13 protein-coding genes and 1 pseudogene are annotated in these 19,459 nt (G+C 43.2%); 8 read left to right on the plus strand and 6 right to left on the minus strand.

What is annotated here, in order from left to right; genetic code table 11:
• Positions 1-650: 650 nt before the first annotated feature.
• The 6 genes from pipX (at position 651) to UYI_RS0104155 (ending at position 8,341) form a co-directional block, all read left to right on the plus strand.
• Positions 651-929 carry a transcriptional coactivator PipX gene (gene pipX / locus UYI_RS0104125; RefSeq protein ID WP_016865403.1) on the plus strand — a complete coding sequence of 93 codons (279 nt, stop codon included), beginning with the start codon at positions 651-653 and terminating at the stop codon, positions 927-929.
• A complete protein-coding gene (locus UYI_RS0104130; protein WP_016865404.1) occupies positions 926-1,597 on the plus strand; it encodes a YggS family pyridoxal phosphate-dependent enzyme in 672 nt (223 codons plus the stop codon). The genes pipX and UYI_RS0104130 overlap by 4 nt, the downstream gene beginning before the upstream one ends.
• Positions 1,598-2,381: 784 nt before the next feature.
• Positions 2,382-2,981, plus strand: coding sequence for a cell division protein SepF (locus UYI_RS0104140; protein ID WP_026085727.1), 600 nt, complete (start codon positions 2,382-2,384; stop codon positions 2,979-2,981).
• A 91-nt stretch (positions 2,982-3,072) separates the two neighbouring features.
• Positions 3,073-3,888, plus strand: a complete 816-nt coding sequence (gene proC, locus UYI_RS0104145) for a pyrroline-5-carboxylate reductase (protein WP_016865407.1) — start codon at positions 3,073-3,075, stop codon at positions 3,886-3,888.
• A gap of 141 nt (positions 3,889-4,029) precedes the next feature.
• The gene (locus UYI_RS0104150) at positions 4,030-6,705 is read left to right on the plus strand and encodes a DEAD/DEAH box helicase (RefSeq protein WP_016865408.1); all 2,676 of its coding nucleotides are present in this window, start codon (positions 4,030-4,032) and stop codon (positions 6,703-6,705) included.
• Between the two features lie 418 nt (positions 6,706-7,123).
• Positions 7,124-8,341 (plus strand): MFS transporter, encoded by a 1,218-nt coding sequence (locus UYI_RS0104155; RefSeq protein WP_035138088.1) that lies wholly within the window; start codon positions 7,124-7,126, stop codon positions 8,339-8,341.
• A 200-nt stretch (positions 8,342-8,541) separates the two neighbouring features.
• Here the strand turns inward: UYI_RS0104155 and UYI_RS0104160 are convergent, their stop codons facing one another.
• From UYI_RS0104160 to UYI_RS0104170, 3 genes are all read right to left on the minus strand, one after another.
• Positions 8,542-9,024: an adenosine-specific kinase gene (locus UYI_RS0104160; RefSeq protein WP_016865410.1), complete on the minus strand. Its 483-nt coding sequence runs from the start codon at positions 9,022-9,024 to the stop codon at positions 8,542-8,544.
• 160 nt (positions 9,025-9,184) lie between these two features.
• A complete protein-coding gene (gene ygfZ / locus UYI_RS0104165) occupies positions 9,185-10,168 on the minus strand; it encodes a CAF17-like 4Fe-4S cluster assembly/insertion protein YgfZ (protein ID WP_016865411.1) in 984 nt (327 codons plus the stop codon).
• Positions 10,169-10,222: 54 nt separating this feature from the next.
• Positions 10,223-13,024 (minus strand): tetratricopeptide repeat protein, encoded by a 2,802-nt coding sequence (locus tag UYI_RS0104170; protein WP_016865412.1) that lies wholly within the window; start codon positions 13,022-13,024, stop codon positions 10,223-10,225.
• Positions 13,025-13,140: 116 nt separating this feature from the next.
• Here UYI_RS0104170 and UYI_RS36460 point away from each other — a divergent pair, with 116 nt between their 5' ends.
• Positions 13,141-13,296 (plus strand): hypothetical protein, encoded by a 156-nt coding sequence (locus tag UYI_RS36460; RefSeq protein WP_016865414.1) that lies wholly within the window; start codon positions 13,141-13,143, stop codon positions 13,294-13,296.
• A gap of 85 nt (positions 13,297-13,381) precedes the next feature.
• On the opposite strand, the gene UYI_RS0104180 is transcribed toward UYI_RS36460, so the two are convergent.
• Positions 13,382-15,226, minus strand: coding sequence for a serine/threonine protein kinase (locus tag UYI_RS0104180; protein ID WP_016865415.1), 1,845 nt, complete (start codon positions 15,224-15,226; stop codon positions 13,382-13,384).
• Between the two features lie 170 nt (positions 15,227-15,396).
• Between UYI_RS0104180 and UYI_RS0104185 the strand changes: the two genes are divergently transcribed.
• Entirely contained in the window at positions 15,397-15,888 is a 492-nt protein-coding gene (locus tag UYI_RS0104185) for a hypothetical protein (RefSeq protein WP_016865416.1), read from the plus strand.
• Between the two features lie 168 nt (positions 15,889-16,056).
• On the opposite strand, the gene UYI_RS0104190 is transcribed toward UYI_RS0104185, so the two are convergent.
• Together UYI_RS0104190 and UYI_RS31915 are read right to left on the minus strand one after the other, a co-directional pair.
• Positions 16,057-17,535, minus strand: coding sequence for a CoA-acylating methylmalonate-semialdehyde dehydrogenase (locus UYI_RS0104190; protein ID WP_016865417.1), 1,479 nt, complete (start codon positions 17,533-17,535; stop codon positions 16,057-16,059).
• A gap of 272 nt (positions 17,536-17,807) precedes the next feature.
• Positions 17,808-19,380 (minus strand): annotated as a pseudogene (locus tag UYI_RS31915) (alkaline phosphatase D family protein).
• Positions 19,381-19,459 lie beyond the last annotated feature (79 nt).

Genomic DNA, 19,459 nt, shown 5'->3' on the forward strand with positions numbered 1-19,459 from the left:
CTAACCAATGTACCAGACGTACCATGGCACGTCTGGTACAACAATCAACAACCAACAACCAACAATCAACAATCAACAACCAACACCAATGAACCTTGTTCTTTTTCCATCCCACTTCTACAGAAAGTCTATTCCTAGATTGTTGGCGAATTTGTATAACAAAAAGACGGCAATTATGGCAGCATTGGTAGAGGGGAAACAAACAGAGGATAAGAGCAAAACAGGAAGGAATGGGCAAATTTTCCTTTCGTGTCTCTACTTCCCCAAACCCTCTGTGAACTTTACCCTAAAAGCTAATGCCATCTAGTTACGACGGCAATATGCCTTAGCTACGCATTACTATCGGTTTGAAAAAGGTTAAATCAGTGAACAGCGAACAGTGAACAGTTATCAGGCTTATGAGTGGGGGTATTACCCGCAGCCAACGCCTGACATCAATTGGTGGGGAATTTATATTCAGTAATGAATACTGATAACTGATGACTGATAACTGTTAAAGACTAAAGGGTAAAGGCATTTCAACTCCTTTCCCCCTTATCCCTTTCCTTTTACCCCTTTACCCTTAATTTATGGAAATGGAACCGTCAGCCTCACCAATCTTGGCATTCAACTGCAAAAACATACTATCTATTCTTACCTTCAAGTATTAAATGAACCCAGAAAGCTCAGAAACTTACATAAATCATCCAACTTGGGGTTTGCTCTATAGGATCTGTATGGTGGATGAAAACCAAGAGTTATTCACTACACTGTATGCTCAGCGCCTATTTTTTTTAGTAATATCCGATGCTAAAGGTGTCAAATTTCAGCCCATAGGACGTACTGAAGCGAGAATGCTGCTAGAAAATCGCCTGCGTAACCTACGTCGTGCTGGACAAGCCCAGGAGTACGATCAGTTGCAGAGTATCTTCCAACGCACCTTCCAATGAGTGGCTCGATTAGTGAACGTATTAATACTGTGCGCGCACAACTACCACCTTCAGTTCGGTTAATAGCTGTCACCAAGCAAGTCCCAACTGATGTAATTCGTACTGCCTATGCTGCGGGAATTCGAGATTTTGGTGAAAATCGCATTCAAGAAGCGATCGCAAAACAAGCTGAGTTACAAGACTTAGCTGATATCACTTGGCATTTTATCGGACACTTGCAAAGCAATAAAGCCAAAAAAGCCTTAGAAAATTTTCAGTGGATTCACTCAGTAGATAATTTGAAGCTGGCACAGCGCTTGAACGAGTTGGCCCAGCAAATAGGTGTCAGTCCCTATGTGTGTCTGCAAGTCAAAATCCTTCCTGATCCTAATAAATCGGGTTGGAGTGTACCTCAACTTTTAGCTGACCTACCAACATTGAATCAATACAAAAATTTACAAATTCAAGGTTTGATGACAATTCCGCCTTTAGGATTAAATGACCAGGAAATTATGGCAGTGTTTAATCGCACACGCGAACTAGCACAAGAAATTCGGGAACAAAACTGGCCCCATATTCAAATGCAACATTTGTCGATGGGAATGTCAGGTGATTACCAACTAGCCGTAGAAGCAGGTGCAACGATGGTGCGTTTGGGAACAATCTTGTTTGGAGAACGTGGTAACTAAATTGGGGTAGGGGATTGGGATCTATAGATTCAGTTCAGTGAACAGTTATTACACCTATGGTGGGGATCAAACAATTTTCGATTGATCCCACATATGAAGTTTGGGGCTTCCTCATCCAAATTATTAGTCAGAGTCCCCACCACCAACACCTTCTAATTAGTGGAGGACTTATACTTAGTAATAAAACTGCCAACTGCTCACTGGAAAATTCGTAGGGGTAGATTTTCAAGCCTATCTCTACGATTTTTTTCGACTTTCTCGCTTTCGTCCTATAGGATTCCTTTCCTATTTGATTTTGGAGCAGAACTCAGTATTGTTCCCCGTACCCCATTTCCTGTTCCCTGGCTCAACTAAGAGTGTTCCTCAACTAAACCAGATTCCTATAGTTGTAAATAAATAAAACTTTTAGCTTTATTTTCTTTAATTTCAAGAAGAGCAACTTTAGCATTTGCTCTTCTTGAAATTGTTGCAAAAAAAATTCTCAAAGATGCTGGTCTAGCAAGTAACCCAGGATATAGTATAAACAAAAGCAAACACATAAGAAATTTGGGGTTGCAGCAACTTTGCATTCAAAAATAGTTAGGCTATAATCTTGACTCATTATTGCGTACAAACTAAATACAGACGTTCTAGGGGGGCGTCCGTCAATAGTTTGTGCCGTAGTATATGCTACAAACAACTTATAGAATTGCAAAATAGTCCGCCCTACATATAGCGGCATAGATTGGCAGCATTAGTTGCTGCCACATCCTTTGAAGGTGATTTGCACCAGGAGCGTAACACTATGAACAATATCTTCTCCAAACTGAGAGACTTTGTTGGTTTAAATGAGCCAGTAGAATACGAGTATTATGAGGAAGAACCAGAAGCAGAAAGCTATCAGAATCTATATCAGGAACAAAATCAACAGTCCGTACCCCAAGAAACTACCTCTGCAAATCGACGTTGGCGTGAACCAATGCCTACAATGAATGCAAATCCAGATGTAGCAACTGCTTCTGCAAAAACAATGAATAATGTTATTGGTATGCCCGGTGCTATTAACGGTATTTCAGAAGTTTTAGTACTAGAACCACGTACTTTTGAAGAAATGCCACAAGCGATTCAAGCGTTACGAGAGCGAAAGTCTGTGGTATTAAACTTGACAATCATGGACCCGGATCAAGCACAGCGAGCTGTTGATTTTGTTGCAGGCGGCACTTACGCGTTGGATGGACACCAAGAACGTATTGGCGAAAGCATCTTTTTGTTTACACCCAGTTGTGTGCAAGTCAGCACTCAAGGCGGAGTTCTACACGAAGTACCCCAACCACCAGTCCGTACCCCCCGCCCCGCACCTGGCAATCAAACCTGGGGCAATGAACCCAATCGCATGGTACAATAAACTAAATTTAGTCTAAAGTCAATAGTCAAGAGTATACAGTTTGAAAGTTAACGCTCTTGATTATTGACTATTGACTAATGACGAATGACTAATGACAACTCATAAATTTGGATTAATTGGTGGCGGGGTAATGGGAGAAGCTTTATTATCCCGCCTTGTTGCTCGCTCGATTTATCACTCATCAGAAGTGATAGTTAGTGAACCACAGCCCACACGCCAAAAATTTTTAGCGCATCAGTACAATGTGGCTGTGACAGGTGATAACCGTGTAGTTTTCAGCCAAACAACCGAAGTGATATGCTTGGCTGTCAAACCGCAAGTTTTCAGTGCGATCGCTCAAGAATTGGCAGATGTTGTTGATAAAGGGCATTCACCACTAGTAATTTCTGTCTTGGCGGGTGTAACTTTATCTAAATTAGAAGCAGCTTTTCCCCAATTGCCAGTTATTCGAGCCATGCCCAATACCCCAGCAACCATAGGTGCAGGTATGACTGCGATCGCTCCAGGTGCTTATACCCATAGCAAACACCTGGAAACAGCAAGGCAGTTGTTTTCAGCGGTGGGGGAAGTAGTAGAAGTCCCGGAATCGCTGATGGATGCAGTAACTGGTTTATCAGGTAGTGGTCCAGCTTACGTAGCGTTAATGGTAGAAGCACTTGCAGATGGAGGAGTCGCTGCTGGTTTACCCAGAGCTATTGCCTATCAACTCGCTTTGCAAACAGTCTTGGGAACTGCTCAGTTATTACATGAAACCAAACTCCACCCCGCAGAACTCAAAGATCGTGTTACCAGTCCCGGCGGAACTACAATTACTGGCATTGCCCAATTAGAACGCTCAGGATTCCGTTCTGCTCTCATTGAGGCAGTTAAAGCTGCTACCATCCGTTCTCAGGAGTTGGGGAAGTGAGAGGTGGGGAACTCACCGGCCCCCACGACCGTAGGGAGTGGGGGCCGGTGAGTTCCCCAATCCCCAATCCCCGATCCCTAATGCCCTACTTGCCAAGGGTTCATATAATATAGTAAAAAGTCCGGTTGCAATTGTGATTGAGTGAATTATTCTGCACTGTCTTCAGAAGTAGACCCCAGTTCTGTATTTCCTTTTGAACTGGATAAATTCCAGCTAGATGCGATCGCCTCTCTAAATGCTGGACGCTCTGTAGTGGTTTGTGCGCCAACAGGTTCAGGTAAAACCTTGGTTGGAGAATATGGTATTTATCGTGCCTTGGCGCGAGGAAAAAGGGTATTTTACACTACCCCCCTGAAGGCACTTTCTAACCAAAAATTACGTGACTTTCGTGAACAATTCGGCTTTGACGCAGTTGGATTGTTAACAGGAGATGCTTCCATCAATCGGGATGCGCCTATTGTAGTTATGACTACAGAAATTTTCCGTAACATGCTTTACGGCACACCCATTGGGCAAGTTGGTATCTCCTTAACAGACGTAGAAGCAGTAGTGTTAGATGAGTGCCACTACATGAACGATCGTCAACGGGGAACTGTTTGGGAAGAATCGATTATTTATTGTCCCCGCGAAATTCAACTGATCGCTCTGTCAGCAACAGTTGCCAATAGTGAACAACTCACCGACTGGCTCAATCAAGTCCACGGCCCCACTGATCTCATCTACTCCGATTTTCGTCCTGTTCCTTTGGAATTTCACTTTGGTAATCTCAAAGGGGTATTTCCACTACTGAATGACGATAAAACCCAAATTAACCCTCGTCTGCTCAAGCGAGGCAAAAAAAAAGAGCTAGAAAAGGGCAAAGGCAATCGCAGACCAGAAGCACCTAGTATAAATTTTATTCTCAGTCATCTCCAGGAACGAGATATGCTGCCAGCAATCTACTTTATCTTCAGCCGTCGCGGCTGCGATAAAGCAGTGGCAGAAGTCGGTGATATATGGCTGGTGAACGAGCAAGAGGCACAGCAGTTACGGCGACAGATTGACGAATTTTTAACCCGTAACCCAGAGGCGGGGCGTTCCGGCCACATTGCTCCCCTTTACCGGGGTATCGCCGCCCACCACGCCGGGATTTTACCCGCCTGGAAAGTACTAGTAGAAGAACTATTTCAGCAAGGACTAATTAAAGTAGTATTTGCCACAGAAACGCTGGCAGCAGGAATTAACATGCCTGCTCGCACAACAGTTATTTCTACCATATCCAAACGTACCGACACCGGACACCGGATGTTGACAGCTTCTGAGTTTCTGCAAATGGCAGGAAGAGCTGGACGTCGAGGGATGGATAAAGTAGGTCATGTGGTGACATTACAAACTCCCTTTGAGGGAGCAGAACACGCAGCAGCTTTGGCAATCAAAAAACCAGACCCCTTGGTGAGCCATTTTACTCCCAGTTACGGCATGGTACTGAATTTGCTGCAAATCCACACTCTTGATGAAGCCAGAGAACTCATTGAGCGTAGCTTTGGTCAGTATCTAGCAAATGTGCATCTCCAACCAAGGCAACAATATATTGCTCAGTTGCAAGCAGAATTAGAGCAAATTAAAACGCAAATTGCTACGGTTGAAGAAAGCGAAATAGCTAGTTATGAAAAACTGCGACAACGCCTGAAAGTAGAACAAAAGATATTAAACACACTGCAAGAGCAAGCAGACGAAGGGCGACAAGAAGAATTAACAATGATGCTCAGTTTTGCTGTGTCAGGGACATTACTTTGCCTTAAGGGTAAATACTTAACAATGTCTCTACCAGTAACCGCAGTGTTAATAGGCAAAACCCAAGGTGCTAGCCAAACACCTTACTTAGTTTGTTTAGGTAGAGATAACCGTTGGTATGTGGCAACTACAGCAGATGTAGTCAACTTATATGCAGAATTACCACGAATTGATGTACCCCCTGACTTGTTACCACCTGCACAGATGTCTTTAAAGCCAGGACAGTCTTGTCGTGGTGACGAAGAAAGTATGGCCATTGCTAGTCAAATTCCCGAACCAGAGGAGTCTCTACATATGGCACCCGAAGTCGCAGAACAACTCCGGGTGGTTGCAGCCTTGCGGGAGCAAATAGAAGCTCACCCACTGCATAAAACTGGCAATGTCGGTACTATTTTCAAACGTAAGCTACGCGCTGCCGAACTAGAAGCAGAAATTCAAGAGTTGCAAGCACAGGTAGAGCAACAGTCCCAACGGCATTGGGAAGAGTTTCTTAACCTGATTGAAATTTTGCAATACTTTGAATGCTTAGATAACTTATTACCTACACAATTAGGACAAATTGCAGCAGCAATTCGGGGCGAAAACGAATTGTGGCTTGGTTTAGCCTTAGCCAGTGGAGAACTTGATAACCTTGATCCCCACTGTTTAGCTGCTGCTGCTGCTGCTTTAGTGACAGAAACCCCGCGTCCAGATAGTAAAGTGCGCTTTGATCTCAGTGATCAAGTTACAGAGGCCTTAGCGAAATTACGCGGAATTCGCCGTAAGATGTTCCAATTACAACGCCGATATAACGTCGCTTTACCCATCTGGTTAGAATTTGAGTTAATCGCCTTAGTTGAACAATGGGCACTAGGGATGGATTGGGTTGAACTGTGCGACAATACCACTTTAGATGAAGGTGATGTCGTGCGAATATTAAGGCGGACGCTGGATTTATTGTCACAAATTCCCCACGTACCTTATATGTCAGAATCTTTGCGGCGTAATGCTTTACGCGCTATTCAGTTGATTGATCGATTCCCAGTCAATGAGGTTGTGGAATAGTCAGACAATTTTGGATTTTAGATTTTGCGAAAAGTTTGTAGACACAAAGTGGCTTCCCATACGTTGTAAGGCGTTTGGGTAGGTGCAAAGGTTTATTTTTAAACGCACCAGTTAGCAGAGGTTGACGCAAAGGAGCGCAGAATGTTAAGCAGAGCTACTTTGTTTTTTGTGTTTTGAAAAATTTGGGATGATCCCACGTCATGCTGTGAGGAATGCTGAGTTGTCAAGGTTCGGTTGGGAATAATCCCTTCTATTTACCTTGCCTGTCATCCCTGAGTATTCCTACTCATTTCGACAGAACGAATCACACTAGCGAACTGCAAACATAAACGCTGCAAACAAGATAATTTTCGGCTCAAATTTGAATGGTTTTAACTATGAATTGTCGTTGCAAATAAATTGAATTAGAGGAGTTTCTATGACCGCCGTGAAGTCGCTCCCTAATATGCCGCCCTTACCCCGACAGGTTTGGGTACTGGGTTGGGTCAGCTTGTTGATGGATATTGGTTCCAAGATGATTCAGTCTGTCTTGCCACTATTTCTAGTGTCGATGCTAGGTGCAAGTTTAGTGACGGTGGGGGTGATTGAGGGCATCGCTGAAGTAACGGCGGCGGGGCTGAAAGTTGGGTCAGGGCTGATTAGCGATCGCGGTGGACAGCATCGCAAATGGTCAGCTGTGTTTGGCTATGGCTTTTCAGCACTGATGATTCCCCTGTATACCATTGCAACGAATCCAGGGTGGATTTTGGCAGCGCGAATGGGCGATCGAGTGGGGAAGGGAATTCGAGTGGCTCCCCGAAATGCGTTGGTGGCAGATGCCACCCCGGAACATCAACGCGGAGCCGCTTATGGCTTGCGCTATACACTGGATACGATCGGGGCATTGCTGGGACCGATCATTGCCACGATCCTATTAGCCAACTCTGGACAAAATACCCGACTGGTCTTTTGGGCTGCCATGATTCCAGCATTCCTGGCAGTTGGACTACTGATTTGGGGAATTCAAGCTCCACCGTTTGCCCAGCCTTCCTCAAAATCCAAGGCATCCGAGCAACCGTGGCAGTTACTCCAGCAGCTTGGAGTCGGTTACTGGCATTTGGTAGTAGTGGCATGTTTGTTTAACTTAGGGAACTCCAGTGATGCATTTCTGTTGCTCAAGGCGAAGGATGTGGGTATTTCATTTACGGCGGTGCCGATCGTGTTGACAGTGATCCATGCAGTTTCGGCAGTGAGCGCCTACCCAGTGGGTTGGCTGTCTGATCGCCTGAGTCGGCGTGGTGTATTTTTCATCGGGTTAGGGCTGTTTGCGCTGACCTATGGGGGGTTGGCGATCGCGGGGCAACCCTGGCAAGTCTGGCTTTTGTTGGGGCTGTATGGGCTATATCAAGGCATTACCCAGGGTGTTTTGCTGGCAATGGTAGCGGCAACAATCACTCCGGTGTTGCGGGGAACAGCTTTTGGTTTTTTGAGCCTAGTCACAGGTTTATCATTGCTGCTAGCGAGTGTGTTGGCAGGGTGGCTATGGCAACAGATGGGAAGTTGGGCAGCATTCGGCTTAGGCAGTGTGAGTGCGATCGCTGCCATCCTTTATCTTATCGCCTTTCCGTATCACCACCCATCCATTGTTGATCGGTAAAACAAGACTGCAACTTATTGAACTTCTTGAACTTCAATTATGTGAATGCATAAGTTCGTTGATGTGGCTATGGGAAGCCGCCCTTACGGGCGTCTACATCGGTGTTCGACTTGCAAAACTTGATTTTTTGCAAGGTGAAAAATCACATCAAGTGTAATACCATTTTGAATTTTAGATTTTGGATTGGGAATTGCTTTGTTTCACAGCTTATAACCAAACTTCCGCAACAATTCCTTACGTGCCTTCACATCCTCAGCACTTTCCACACCTTTGGGTGAAAATCCATCTACCACCCCCATAATGCCACGTCCTTGTTCTGTTTCAGCAACAATCACCTGCACCGGATTTGCTGTAGCGCAGTAAATATTGCACACTTCCGGACACTGTTTGATGGCATTCAAAAAGTTAATGGGGTAAGCCTCTTTTAAGAGAATAACAAAGCTGTGACCAGCTGCTAAATTTTGGGCATTTTTTGTTGCTACTTCTTCAAGATTGCGATCGTTGCCTGCCACTCGAATTAAACAAACTCCCGATGCTTCACAAAAAGCAATACCAAATTTCACCTGAGGTGAAGTTCCCACCATAATTTCATACAAATCTTCAACTGTTTTAATAAAGTGTGTTTGCCCAATGATAATATTACTTCCTTCAGGAATTTCCATTACCACTGATTTGAGTTCCATATTATTTGTCTCCTTGACTAAGTTAAGCTGACACAAATAAAGCTAACTAGTAGGGGTCGTCATTTGTCAAAAGTCATTCGTCATCGGGTAGGGACAAAGCATTTGTACTAGTGCATTCAGTTTTGATGTCAAGATATACATACAAATGCTTTGCCCTTACTTACTCTGGGTATTCGTGAGACACAAACGGAAGTTCTACTATTTCGCCTGTAACTTCTCCGACTTTGACTTGTAAACCTGCACCACCAGCTTTTGTACGGATGTAGCCTAAACCACGATAACCATCTACAGTTTCAATACAACTGGTTAATTTACCGACCTTTTCATCCCCTACTGTAATAGTTGTTCCTGGTTCCGCAGCAGCACTGAGATTTATACCCCAGAGGTGTTGTTTTACACCTTTATAAGTATTTAAACGGGCAATGGTTTCTTGACCTATATAACAACCTTTGTTAAATGAAACGGTCTGCCATAAGCCAACTTCCAAAGGATTGTAATCATCAGTCAGTTCTTGATCTGGAACAGGGCGACCTTGGGTAATTCGTAACATTTCCCAAGCGCGATCGCTCATTGGTACTGCGCCTAACTCGACTATTTTATGCCAGACGCTTTCTTTGATGGAAACTGGCAAAATCAGGGTGTATCCGGAGCAAGCAAGACCACTACCAACGGCTATATGTATATCATCAAAGACTTGGTGATTGCCGTAGGGTTGACCAATAATGGCACCAGCGCCCAACTTTTCCACAATGGTATCACTGTCTGGCCCGATGAGACTCAAAGTAGCAGTTTCATCAGTGACATCAGTCAGTTGTACTTTGTCAGCAAAAAAGATATAACGGTCTAGCCATTGCAATAGATATTCACGACGGTTAGGCGAAACCAAAAGCAGTACTGCATCCTCCATGACATAGCCTGTTGCTAAATCAATGGTGCGGGCGGTGGATGTCACAAAAACCGTATCACAACCTTGTCCTGGTTGCAGTTTTTGGAAATCGTTGGTGCTTTGATTGTGCAAAAAGCGGAGACGATCATCATCAGATACTTTAATACGTCCCCAGTGTGAGCGATCGCATATTGCAACTGTAGTTTGGGCTGCTTGGATAGCTGCTTTGTCTTGAGTGTCAATGGCAGATATAGGCATAGTGATAGCTAAGATGTTAAATTTTGGATTCAAGCTACCCTGTAATATATCAAGTTAAATTTCAGATTTACTTATAGGGTTCCTTCTGCCATCTGTCATCTGCCTTCTGCCTTGATTATCTGCAATCAACTGCCGAAAGCGCTTGTCTTTAGCTATTAACTCAAAATCTATGTCGGTTTCTGCTTGTTGTCTATACCTGGGATTAAGTTTTATTGCCTGTTGGAGATTTTCTAGGGCTAATTCTAGCTGGGATTGTAAAGCATAACAGGCGGCTTTGTTGTAATAGGCGTTGGCGTAATCTGGTTTAATTTTCAACGCCTGATCAAAGCTTTGAATTGCTTCATCGTCATCACCAAGCATCACGAGGGCGTAACCCCTGTTATTCCAAGCTTTGTAAGAGTCGGGGTTTAATTGGAGTGCTGTATCAAAAGATGCGATCGCTTCTTCGTATTCTTCCAATTCTTCTAAGGCTAGTCCCCGGTTTAACCAAGCTACAGCATCATCTGGTTTGATTTTGACGGCTTTATCAAAACATTGAAAAGCTTCTTTTTGTCGCTGTAAGAATCCCAGTGCTACGCCTTTGTCACACCAAGCTTGGTGATATTCAGGGTTGATTTGTAAGGCTTGATCGTAACAGGCGATCGCATCTTGGTATTGTTTTAATCTTGCCAGAGAAATTCCTCGCTTTAACCAGATTACTGGTTCATCTGGGTTAAGTTTAATTGCTTTTTTATAGAGAGCGATCGCGTCTTCATAACGTTTTTCTGCAAGCAGCACATCTCCTTGTTTGAGGTAATCATCAGCAGTCAATATATATTCTTGTTCACCAGTTTCTGAGTCTGGTGTTTGTTGCGGTTCGGGCTTTAATATTTCTTGAACTTCCGCAGTTACTACTTCTAAATTAGCTGGAGGTGTAATTTCCGCAAGTTGTTTGAGAGTTTCTTCTTTTTGTTGTTGCGCTTCTGTTTGTAACTGGGCAAGTTGCGAGAGAAAATCTGACTTGATTTTTTCTAGCTTTTCGATAATTTCCAACTTTTGTGATTGTGCATTTGACTGTAATTCTGAATACTGAGAGGCAAATTCTGAACCTGATTTTTCCAGATTTTCAATTACTAATTCCTTACTACGTTTCACATCTGCCAACAACTTAGAGATTTGCGAAGCAATTTCAGTCTGTAATTTCTCCAACCTTTTAATAATGCGCTGCTTTTGCTGTAAAGCTTCTGTTTGCACATCACTAAGTTGAAATTTAATCTCAGAAACTGTTTTATTTAATTCCGCCAAAGCTTGTTCTTTTTGTTGTTGAGTTCCGACTTGCCATAGCGTCAACTGGGCTGTAAAATCTGCTTGCGATTTCTCCAATCTTTTCAGGACTCGTTGCTTTTGTTCCTCAGTCTCTGACTGCACATTCTCCAATTGAGATGTTAACTCAGATATTGATCTATCTAATTGAACCAAAGCTTGTTCTTTGCTTTGTTGCGTCCCTGTTTGTAATTCTGACAATTGTGAGGTAAATTCTGACTGTAATGTTTGCAAACTTGCCAGAATTTGTTGCTTTTGTTGCTGTACTTCCAACTCCGAACCAGCCAATTGCGAGGCAAATTGCGATATTAATTCTTTCTTGGAAGCTTCTAAATTTGCTAAAGCTTGTTCTTTTTGTTGTTGAGTGATCAGATTTAAATTCGCAAGCTGTGTAGCGAATTCCGATTGCCAATTAGTTACAGTAGCCAACACTTGCTGCTGTTGTTGCTCAAGTTCCGATTGCCATTTTACTAATTGAGATGTAAATTCTTGGCGTGATTTTTCTAAATCGGCAGTTGTGTGTTCCTGATTTTGTTGATTTACTAACTGATATTCTGTTAATTTAGCAGCAAATTCTGTTTGTAAACTTTCCATATTTTCTATAATTCGCTGCTTCTGTTGTTGAGCATCAGACTCGATTTCAGCCAATTTTGATGTCAACTCTGTAATTGATTGTTCTAGTAGTGCAAAAGCTTGTTCTTTCTGCTGCTGAGTTTCTATTTGAATATCAGATAATTGAGCCGTAAATTCTAACTGTGTTTGATGTAAATTTTCGCGAATCTGTTCATTTTTTTGCTTTACTTCTGATTGCCAAGCAGTTATTTGAGAGGTAAATTCTTGTCGCGACGCCTCCAAATCAGCAAAAGTTTGTTCTCTTTGTTTTTGATGCTCGTACTGTAATTCAGAAATTTCTGATATTAGTTCTGATTTTAATTTACCCAAAGTATCAAGCGTGATATTTTTCTGATGTTGAGCGTCTATTTCTAATTCAGACAAACGAGAACCAAATTCTGTTTCTAAATTTTTTAATTCCTGTTTTGATGCGTTAATTTGTCTTTCTAATTCTGTTAATGCCTGTAATTTTGACTGAGATATTTCCGACGGAATTACAGATATAATCTGTTCTCGAACCGCTTGTGCTTCTTGTTCTAAGTCAGCAGTAATATTTTTAGCTTGTTGAATACTATCTTGGGCAGCTTGCTTAACACTGATTAGTTGATTTTGTAATTCTTCTAATTCCTTAAACTGCTGTGTAGTCCTATCTACGATTTCACGCACCACAGCCCGCCGCAATAGCCAAAAAGAAGCAATGACAGCGACAGGAAATACAGTCAGTATAACTACCCAAATGTTTAGTAAATTGCGTGTTCGACCAAAAGCCCGATCTACTTCTGTTTGGACTAGTTCTCTAACCTGTTGCTGTTGAGGCTGTTGAGTATCTGGGGGAGATGGTGTAACTTGAGCTATAACCTCACCAACGGATAGTAAGTTAGTAGAAAATACTACAGCGCCTTGCAACAGGAATGCGTAGACTAATTGATGCTTGCTTTTCATATAGCAGTCCTTATCCGTTTGGTCAGCTCTGAAGTTGCTTGCCTTTCTCCAATTTACCAGCCTTTGAGCCTTGATTCGAGAATACAGCAATCTCAAACAGAACCTATTTATTCTCCATGATAGAACTTAGCGTTGTTGGTTGTTGGTTGGTGGTTGTTGGTTGGTGGTTGTTGGTTGGTGGTTGTTGGTTGGTGGTTGTTGGTTGGTGGTTGTTGGTTGGTGGTTGTTGGTTGGTGGTTGTTGGTTGGTGGTTGTTGGTTGGTGGTTGGTGATTGTTAGTAGTTATTTACTCCTCACACTCCCCATTGCCCCCCAACCCCACAAAGTGGGGACCCCTAGCCCCCCATCTCCCCCTTCCTACCGTGGACTAACCGTAGGGTTGGTAGTTTTTTCCTTAGCCCGATTATCGGCAGCTTGTTTAAATAATGGTTCAATTTTATTTCGCCAGTATTCTATATTAGGTAATTTTTCTGGCTGATCTTTGTAAGCTAAAACTTTATCCCATTGCCCATTATCTAGTGCCTTATTAATTTCATTGAATAAAGCTTCTGACTTTGTCCAATCTTGTTGCCATTGGGTAATCATTTCTGTTGTTTCTTTAAAGTCAGATGCATTTAAAGGTATAGACTTCAGGAGTTCGATCGCCCTGTCTAAATCTCCGGTTTCATACTCCTGTTTCGCTTCTTCTAAAAGTTCGGTGGCACTTTTAGAAGAAGTTTTATTTTGTGGTTTCTCTGAGTCTGAGGTTTCTACTGGTGAAGTTTCTACATCAACAACAGGTTTTGATCTGGGAAGCGGACGACTAGCAATTACAGTATTATCATCTACTGTTTTGACTGCCAGACCTCTGTCTCGCAAACAAGAAACCCATTCTTCTTTATTTTTAATGACATCAGAATATATCCAAGCGGAATTTTTGGGGTCAATTTTTACTTCTACCCAGCCGCGTTTTGTCCGCTTGCCGGTGACTTCTAACTTCTTGCCACTGCTAACAGTTTCTATGATATTTCCATTGGCGATCGCATTTGGTTGATAACGGAGATTGGCTTTGTTAGCCCCAATCTCAACAAAGCAGTTATTGGCACTAGCGTCACTACTCGCAAAAAAACTAGTAGTGAAATTTTGGACATTTTTGACTACAGCTGGGGCGACAGCAGCAGCACTACCTGCTAAAACCACCAAAATACATAGCTGTAGTAAATCAGGGCTATGAGAACCTCTGGGAATAGGTGTAGGCTGGGGGGCTGCTGGTTTTTTTAAAACTGCATGATTTACAGGTGCAACAGCGAGAGTTTTCTGTTGAGACTGAACTGATGGAGATTTGATAGGTTGGTAGCTAGAATTTCTAGGGTTGGCTACAGGCTGAGAACGCATACCAAGAGAATGCAATGCTTGCAGTGCTTCTGTAGCGGTTTGGTAGCGGTCTTTAAAATGATAGCGTACCATCTTGTTTAACACTGCTGCCAAATTTTGGTTGACAGGTACTAAATCCTGCCAAAGAATTTCGCCTGTATGGGTATCTTCTTGCAAATCTATAGGTGCTACTCCCGTCAGCGCTTGAATAGCAATAATACCCAAAGCATAAATATCACTGTTGGGGCGAGGTTTGCCTTGTCCTTGTTCTGTGGGCATGTAACCAGGAGTGCCAATCGCGACTGTGGCTGAGAATCCCCCACCCAATCCTGGGGCATATCCAGAAGCGGAACGTAACTTTTTGACAGCGCCAAAGTCTACTAAAACTAGTTTATTGTCACAGGCACGACGGATGATATTATCTGGCTTGATATCACGGTGAATTACCCCTTGGCTGTGAACAAATTCCAGGATACTCAGAACTTCTATTAATAAATCAATAACTTCGCCCTCTGTCCAAGTTTCATCAGGGACGAGTTCATCATTAAGAGGATGTCCTTCAATAAATTCTTGTACCAAGTAAAATTCTTGATTTTCGTCAAAATAAGCCAATAACCTTGGTATTTGGTCATGATTACCGAGTTTTTCTAAGGTTTCGGCTTCACTATGAAACAGTCGCTTGGCGGTGTCAAATAATGAAGGATCGGTGCTGAGTGGCTTGAGATGCTTAACCACGCAAACAGGATTACCCGGACGCTTCGTATCTTCGGCAATGTAGGTTTCTCCAAATCCCCCTGTTGCCAAAACGCGGATAACTTGGTATCGGTGGTCTAGTAACTTGCCAATCATATTCCCTTTCCCTCCCCAGTGTTAACACCCAGTTTTGCTGAATGGTAATAAATATCTCCAACCTTTTATCGATAAAATCCGCTATCTTGAGAAAAGATTTGCACGTAAAAAACTGTTTTTGAATAGATACCCATTGTTAATTTATTTTTCAACAACATTTTTTAGTACCCATGCCGCCTAAAATAACCAACTCAGTTGCGTGGCAGCAGGCTGAACTCCTCATGCAACCTGCTTTCATTCGCGTTGTTGATAACATTCGCAAGCTGCTTGATCTATCTGATTGGAAAGGAACTTACCAGGATGTACTGATTTGGCCCCCAGAAACCACAGAAGACACAAAAGCAGTTGTTACGAAGCTTTTGCAAGAACTAGAAGCTGCAACACCGGACAAAGCTGTAGAAATTAGGGAGACACTAGCTCGTCTGCCAATTCCCCATCCAGGATATCATTTGTGTTTGCAGCGTCAAGAGCAAGAAGTCAGCGTAGATTTATGGGAATTATGTTATCAAGTTTGTTTCCTTGATTACAATTCGCCCAACAATGATGTAGTTGAGATTGATACTAGTTTAATTGATGAGGTGGGTGATGTGGATTGGCAACGTTTAGATAACAAAGCCAAGCAGTTAGTTGAACAGGTGTTTGCAAGTTTACCGGAAAATTAGGGGTGTGAGGGGGTAAGGGTGTGAGGGTGTGAGGGTGTGAGGGGATAAGGTTGTGAGGGTAAATATTCAATTGTTTTTCTTCCCCCTATTCTCCTACACCCCTATTCTCCTACACCCCTATTCTCCTACACCCCTATTCTCCTACACCCCTATTCTCCTATCCCCCTATCAAAACTGACGTGACCATTCACTCGGCCAGCGTTCCACCACGACTTTCGTCTGAGTAAAAAACTCGATCGCGTGGTTGCCTTGACCGTGTAAATCACCAAAAAAGCTTTCTTTCCAGCCACTAAAAGGGAAAAATGCCATCGGTGCGGCAACTCCGATGTTGATACCGATGTTACCAGCCTCCGCTTCATAGCGAAACTTCCGTGCGGCTGCACCACTGGTGGTAAACAAACAAGCCATGTTGCCATACTGACCACTGTTGACGAGAGCGATCGCTTCATCAATTGTATTCACATGGATTAAACTCAGTACTGGGCCAAAAATTTCGGTTTTGGCAATTTCACTAGCCGGATCGACATTTTGCAAAATTGTCGGACGCACAAAGTAACCTTTCTCATGCCCCAAAATATTTGGTTGTCGTCCATCTACTAGTAACGTCGCGCCACTGTCTGCACCTTTTTGAATTAATCCCTCAATTCTGTCCTTACTTTGGGCGGAAATTACTGGCCCCATCTCCACACCCTGTTCTAAACCATTACCTACCACCCGCTTTTTAGCAGTTTCCGCGATCGCTTCTGTAAAAGTATGTCGTGCTTCCCCTACCGTGACAGCGATCGATGCTGCTAAACAACGTTGTCCTGCACAACCAAAGGCACTATCAGCAGCAATGCGTCTCGTCATTTCCATATCTGCATCAGGCAAGACAATAATCGGATTCTTCGCGCCGCCTTGGCATTGGACACGCTTGCCGTTTGCGGCTGCCCGACTATAAATATATTTAGCTACAGGTGTAGAACCAACAAAACTGATCGCCCGAATTTGGGGATGATCCAAAATAGCATCTACAGCTTGTTTCGCCCCATTCACAAGATTAATCACACCTTTAGGTAAACCAGTTTTGTCTAATAACTGAAAAATTTTTTGCATCGTCAGTGGCACTTTTTCCGAAGGCTTGACAATATAAGTGTTACCGCAAGCGATCGCATAGGGCATAAACCAAAATGGAATCATCCCTGGAAAATTGAATGGCCCAATCACCGCACATACTCCCAGTGGTTGGCGAATCATGATCTCATCAATTCCCCGGGCGATATCTTCCAGGTTTGTCCCCTGCATCATCATGGGAATACCGCAAGCAACTTCGACATTTTCAATGGCGCGGCGCATTTCACCCTTCGACTCAGCCAAAGTCTTCCCACATTCTTGAGTAATAGTACGGGCTAAATCTTCAAAATTTTCTTCTAATAAATTCTTCAGTTTAAATAAATACTGTACCCGTTCCGTAGGTGGAGTCCGCCGCCATGTTACAAAAGCTGCGGCAGCAGCTGCCGTTGCTTGATTGACCTCCGATGTAGTTGATAGAGGAACTTTCGCCAATACTTCTGTTGTTGCTGGGTTAATTACATCGAGAAATTCTGTAGCATTAGATGCACACCATTGACCGTTGATGTAGTTAGGTAATGTGATAATTGTTGTCATTAGCTAGATATTTAATTCCCAAAATAAAAATCCAAGAATATGAATATCTTAATCTTTCAAAAATTCTCTTGTTTTTAGAGCCCATCATAATTAATGCGATGAACCAGTAGTAGCATGACCTGACTAAAATAGTGCAATAAATCTCTTCTTTTATCTGGTGTGTCCTCTCTTGCCTCATGCGGTTTATTAATACACAAATTTAGTCTTGCCACGCTACTACAAAATCCACGCTAATAATATTCTCTGTGTAACTGACCAAAACATTATTTTGATTAAATTTTTTGTGCGCCTGGTTGCCCGTTTTCAACTACATACGAAGCTAGGGTGCTGATAGAGGCGTTTTCATCAGTAATTGTTGAGACAACCCGGTAATCACTTTGCCAGCGATCGCGCGTCAGGTTGCAACGGACGTAACCCCGGTAAGCACCATCAAAAAATTTAGTGTGGGGATTGTCACTCAAAGCAGCTTTGATTGGAGAAATGAATTCGGTTGGAAAGTCTGATGAAATTGAAGTTCCCACAAACTCAGTACCGACTGTAGCTGAGTCTGGGTTTTGGAAATCTACTTTCAGGTCATGTACCCAACTAGAGTGGATATCTCCGGTAATCACCACTGGATTAGAAGGTTGGCGTTGAGCTAAAAAATTCAAAATCCGATTCCGCGCAGCTACGTAACCATCCCACTGATCCACGTTGAATAGTCCTGTTTCTGGGCGAGGATCAAAATCGTATTCAGCAAATATAGTCTGCTGAGCAATCACATTCCAGCGTGCTGATGACTTATCTAGACCTTTGAGCAACCACTGCTCTTGTTTTTGGCCTGTCATCGTAGCTTCTTCAGCCAAAGCTTGGGAGCAACGGGGCTTGAGTCCATCATCACAAGGTTGATCAGTACGGTACTGACGAGTATCCAACACGTTAAACTCAGCTAAATCACCAAAAGTAAACCGTCGATATAGCTGCATGTCAGGCCCTTTAGGCAACGAAAAGCGGCGCAGGGGCATATGTTCGTAGTAAGCTTGGTAAGCGTAAGCCCGCCGAGTCACAAACTCTTCCTGACTTTGATTCTCTTCTGGTATCAAACCAGCGTAGTTATTTTCTACCTCATGATCATCCCAGGTAACAATCCAAGGAAACTTGCCATGAACAGCTTGCAGATTTGGGTCAGTTTTGTATTGAGCGTGACGGTTACGATAGTCTTCTAGGGTAAAGATTTCAGAACCAATATGCTGGCGTAGCTTGTCAGGTTGGGCCTCGTACTCGTAAATGTAGTCACCCAAATGCACCACTAAATCGAGTTCTTCATCTGCCATGTGCTTGTAGGCTGTGTAATAGCCGTTTTGCCAATCTTGGCAAGAGGCAAAAGCAAAGTTTAGTTGTGGGATAGAGGAATTCCAGGCTGGGGCTGTGCGAGTCCGACCAATCGGGCTAACTTCCTTACCCACCCGGAACTGATACCAGTACCAACGGTTAGGTTCTAATCCGCGCACATCAATATGTACTGAGTGGGCTAGTTCAGGAGTTGCCAAGGTTTGACCACTTCTGACTATCTTGGTCATGTTTTTGTCAAGGGCAACCGACCACCGCACTACAATATTTTCTGGTGGCATTCCCCCACCATTAAGTGGGTCGATCGCTAGACGTGTCCATAACACCACACTATTGGGTAATGGATCACCAGAGGCCACACCAAGACTGAATGGATAGCTAGAAAACCTGGGCTGTGCCAATACTGGACGCCATTGACTAGTTACTGCTAACCCTGTGAAAAATCCCTGCACCCAGTAAAAAATTTCGCCGTCTGCACCGGATTGGTAGCAAGCGATCGCCATCCATCAGTTTCATATTGCCCCACTTGGTAGTATTAATTAATTCGTTTCTAAGTAATTTGACTATGCAAAACGAACATACCAATCCATAACCA

It is taken from the genome of Fischerella muscicola PCC 7414 (assembly GCF_000317205.1).
Lineage (GTDB): Bacteria > Cyanobacteriota > Cyanobacteriia > Cyanobacteriales > Nostocaceae > Fischerella > Fischerella muscicola.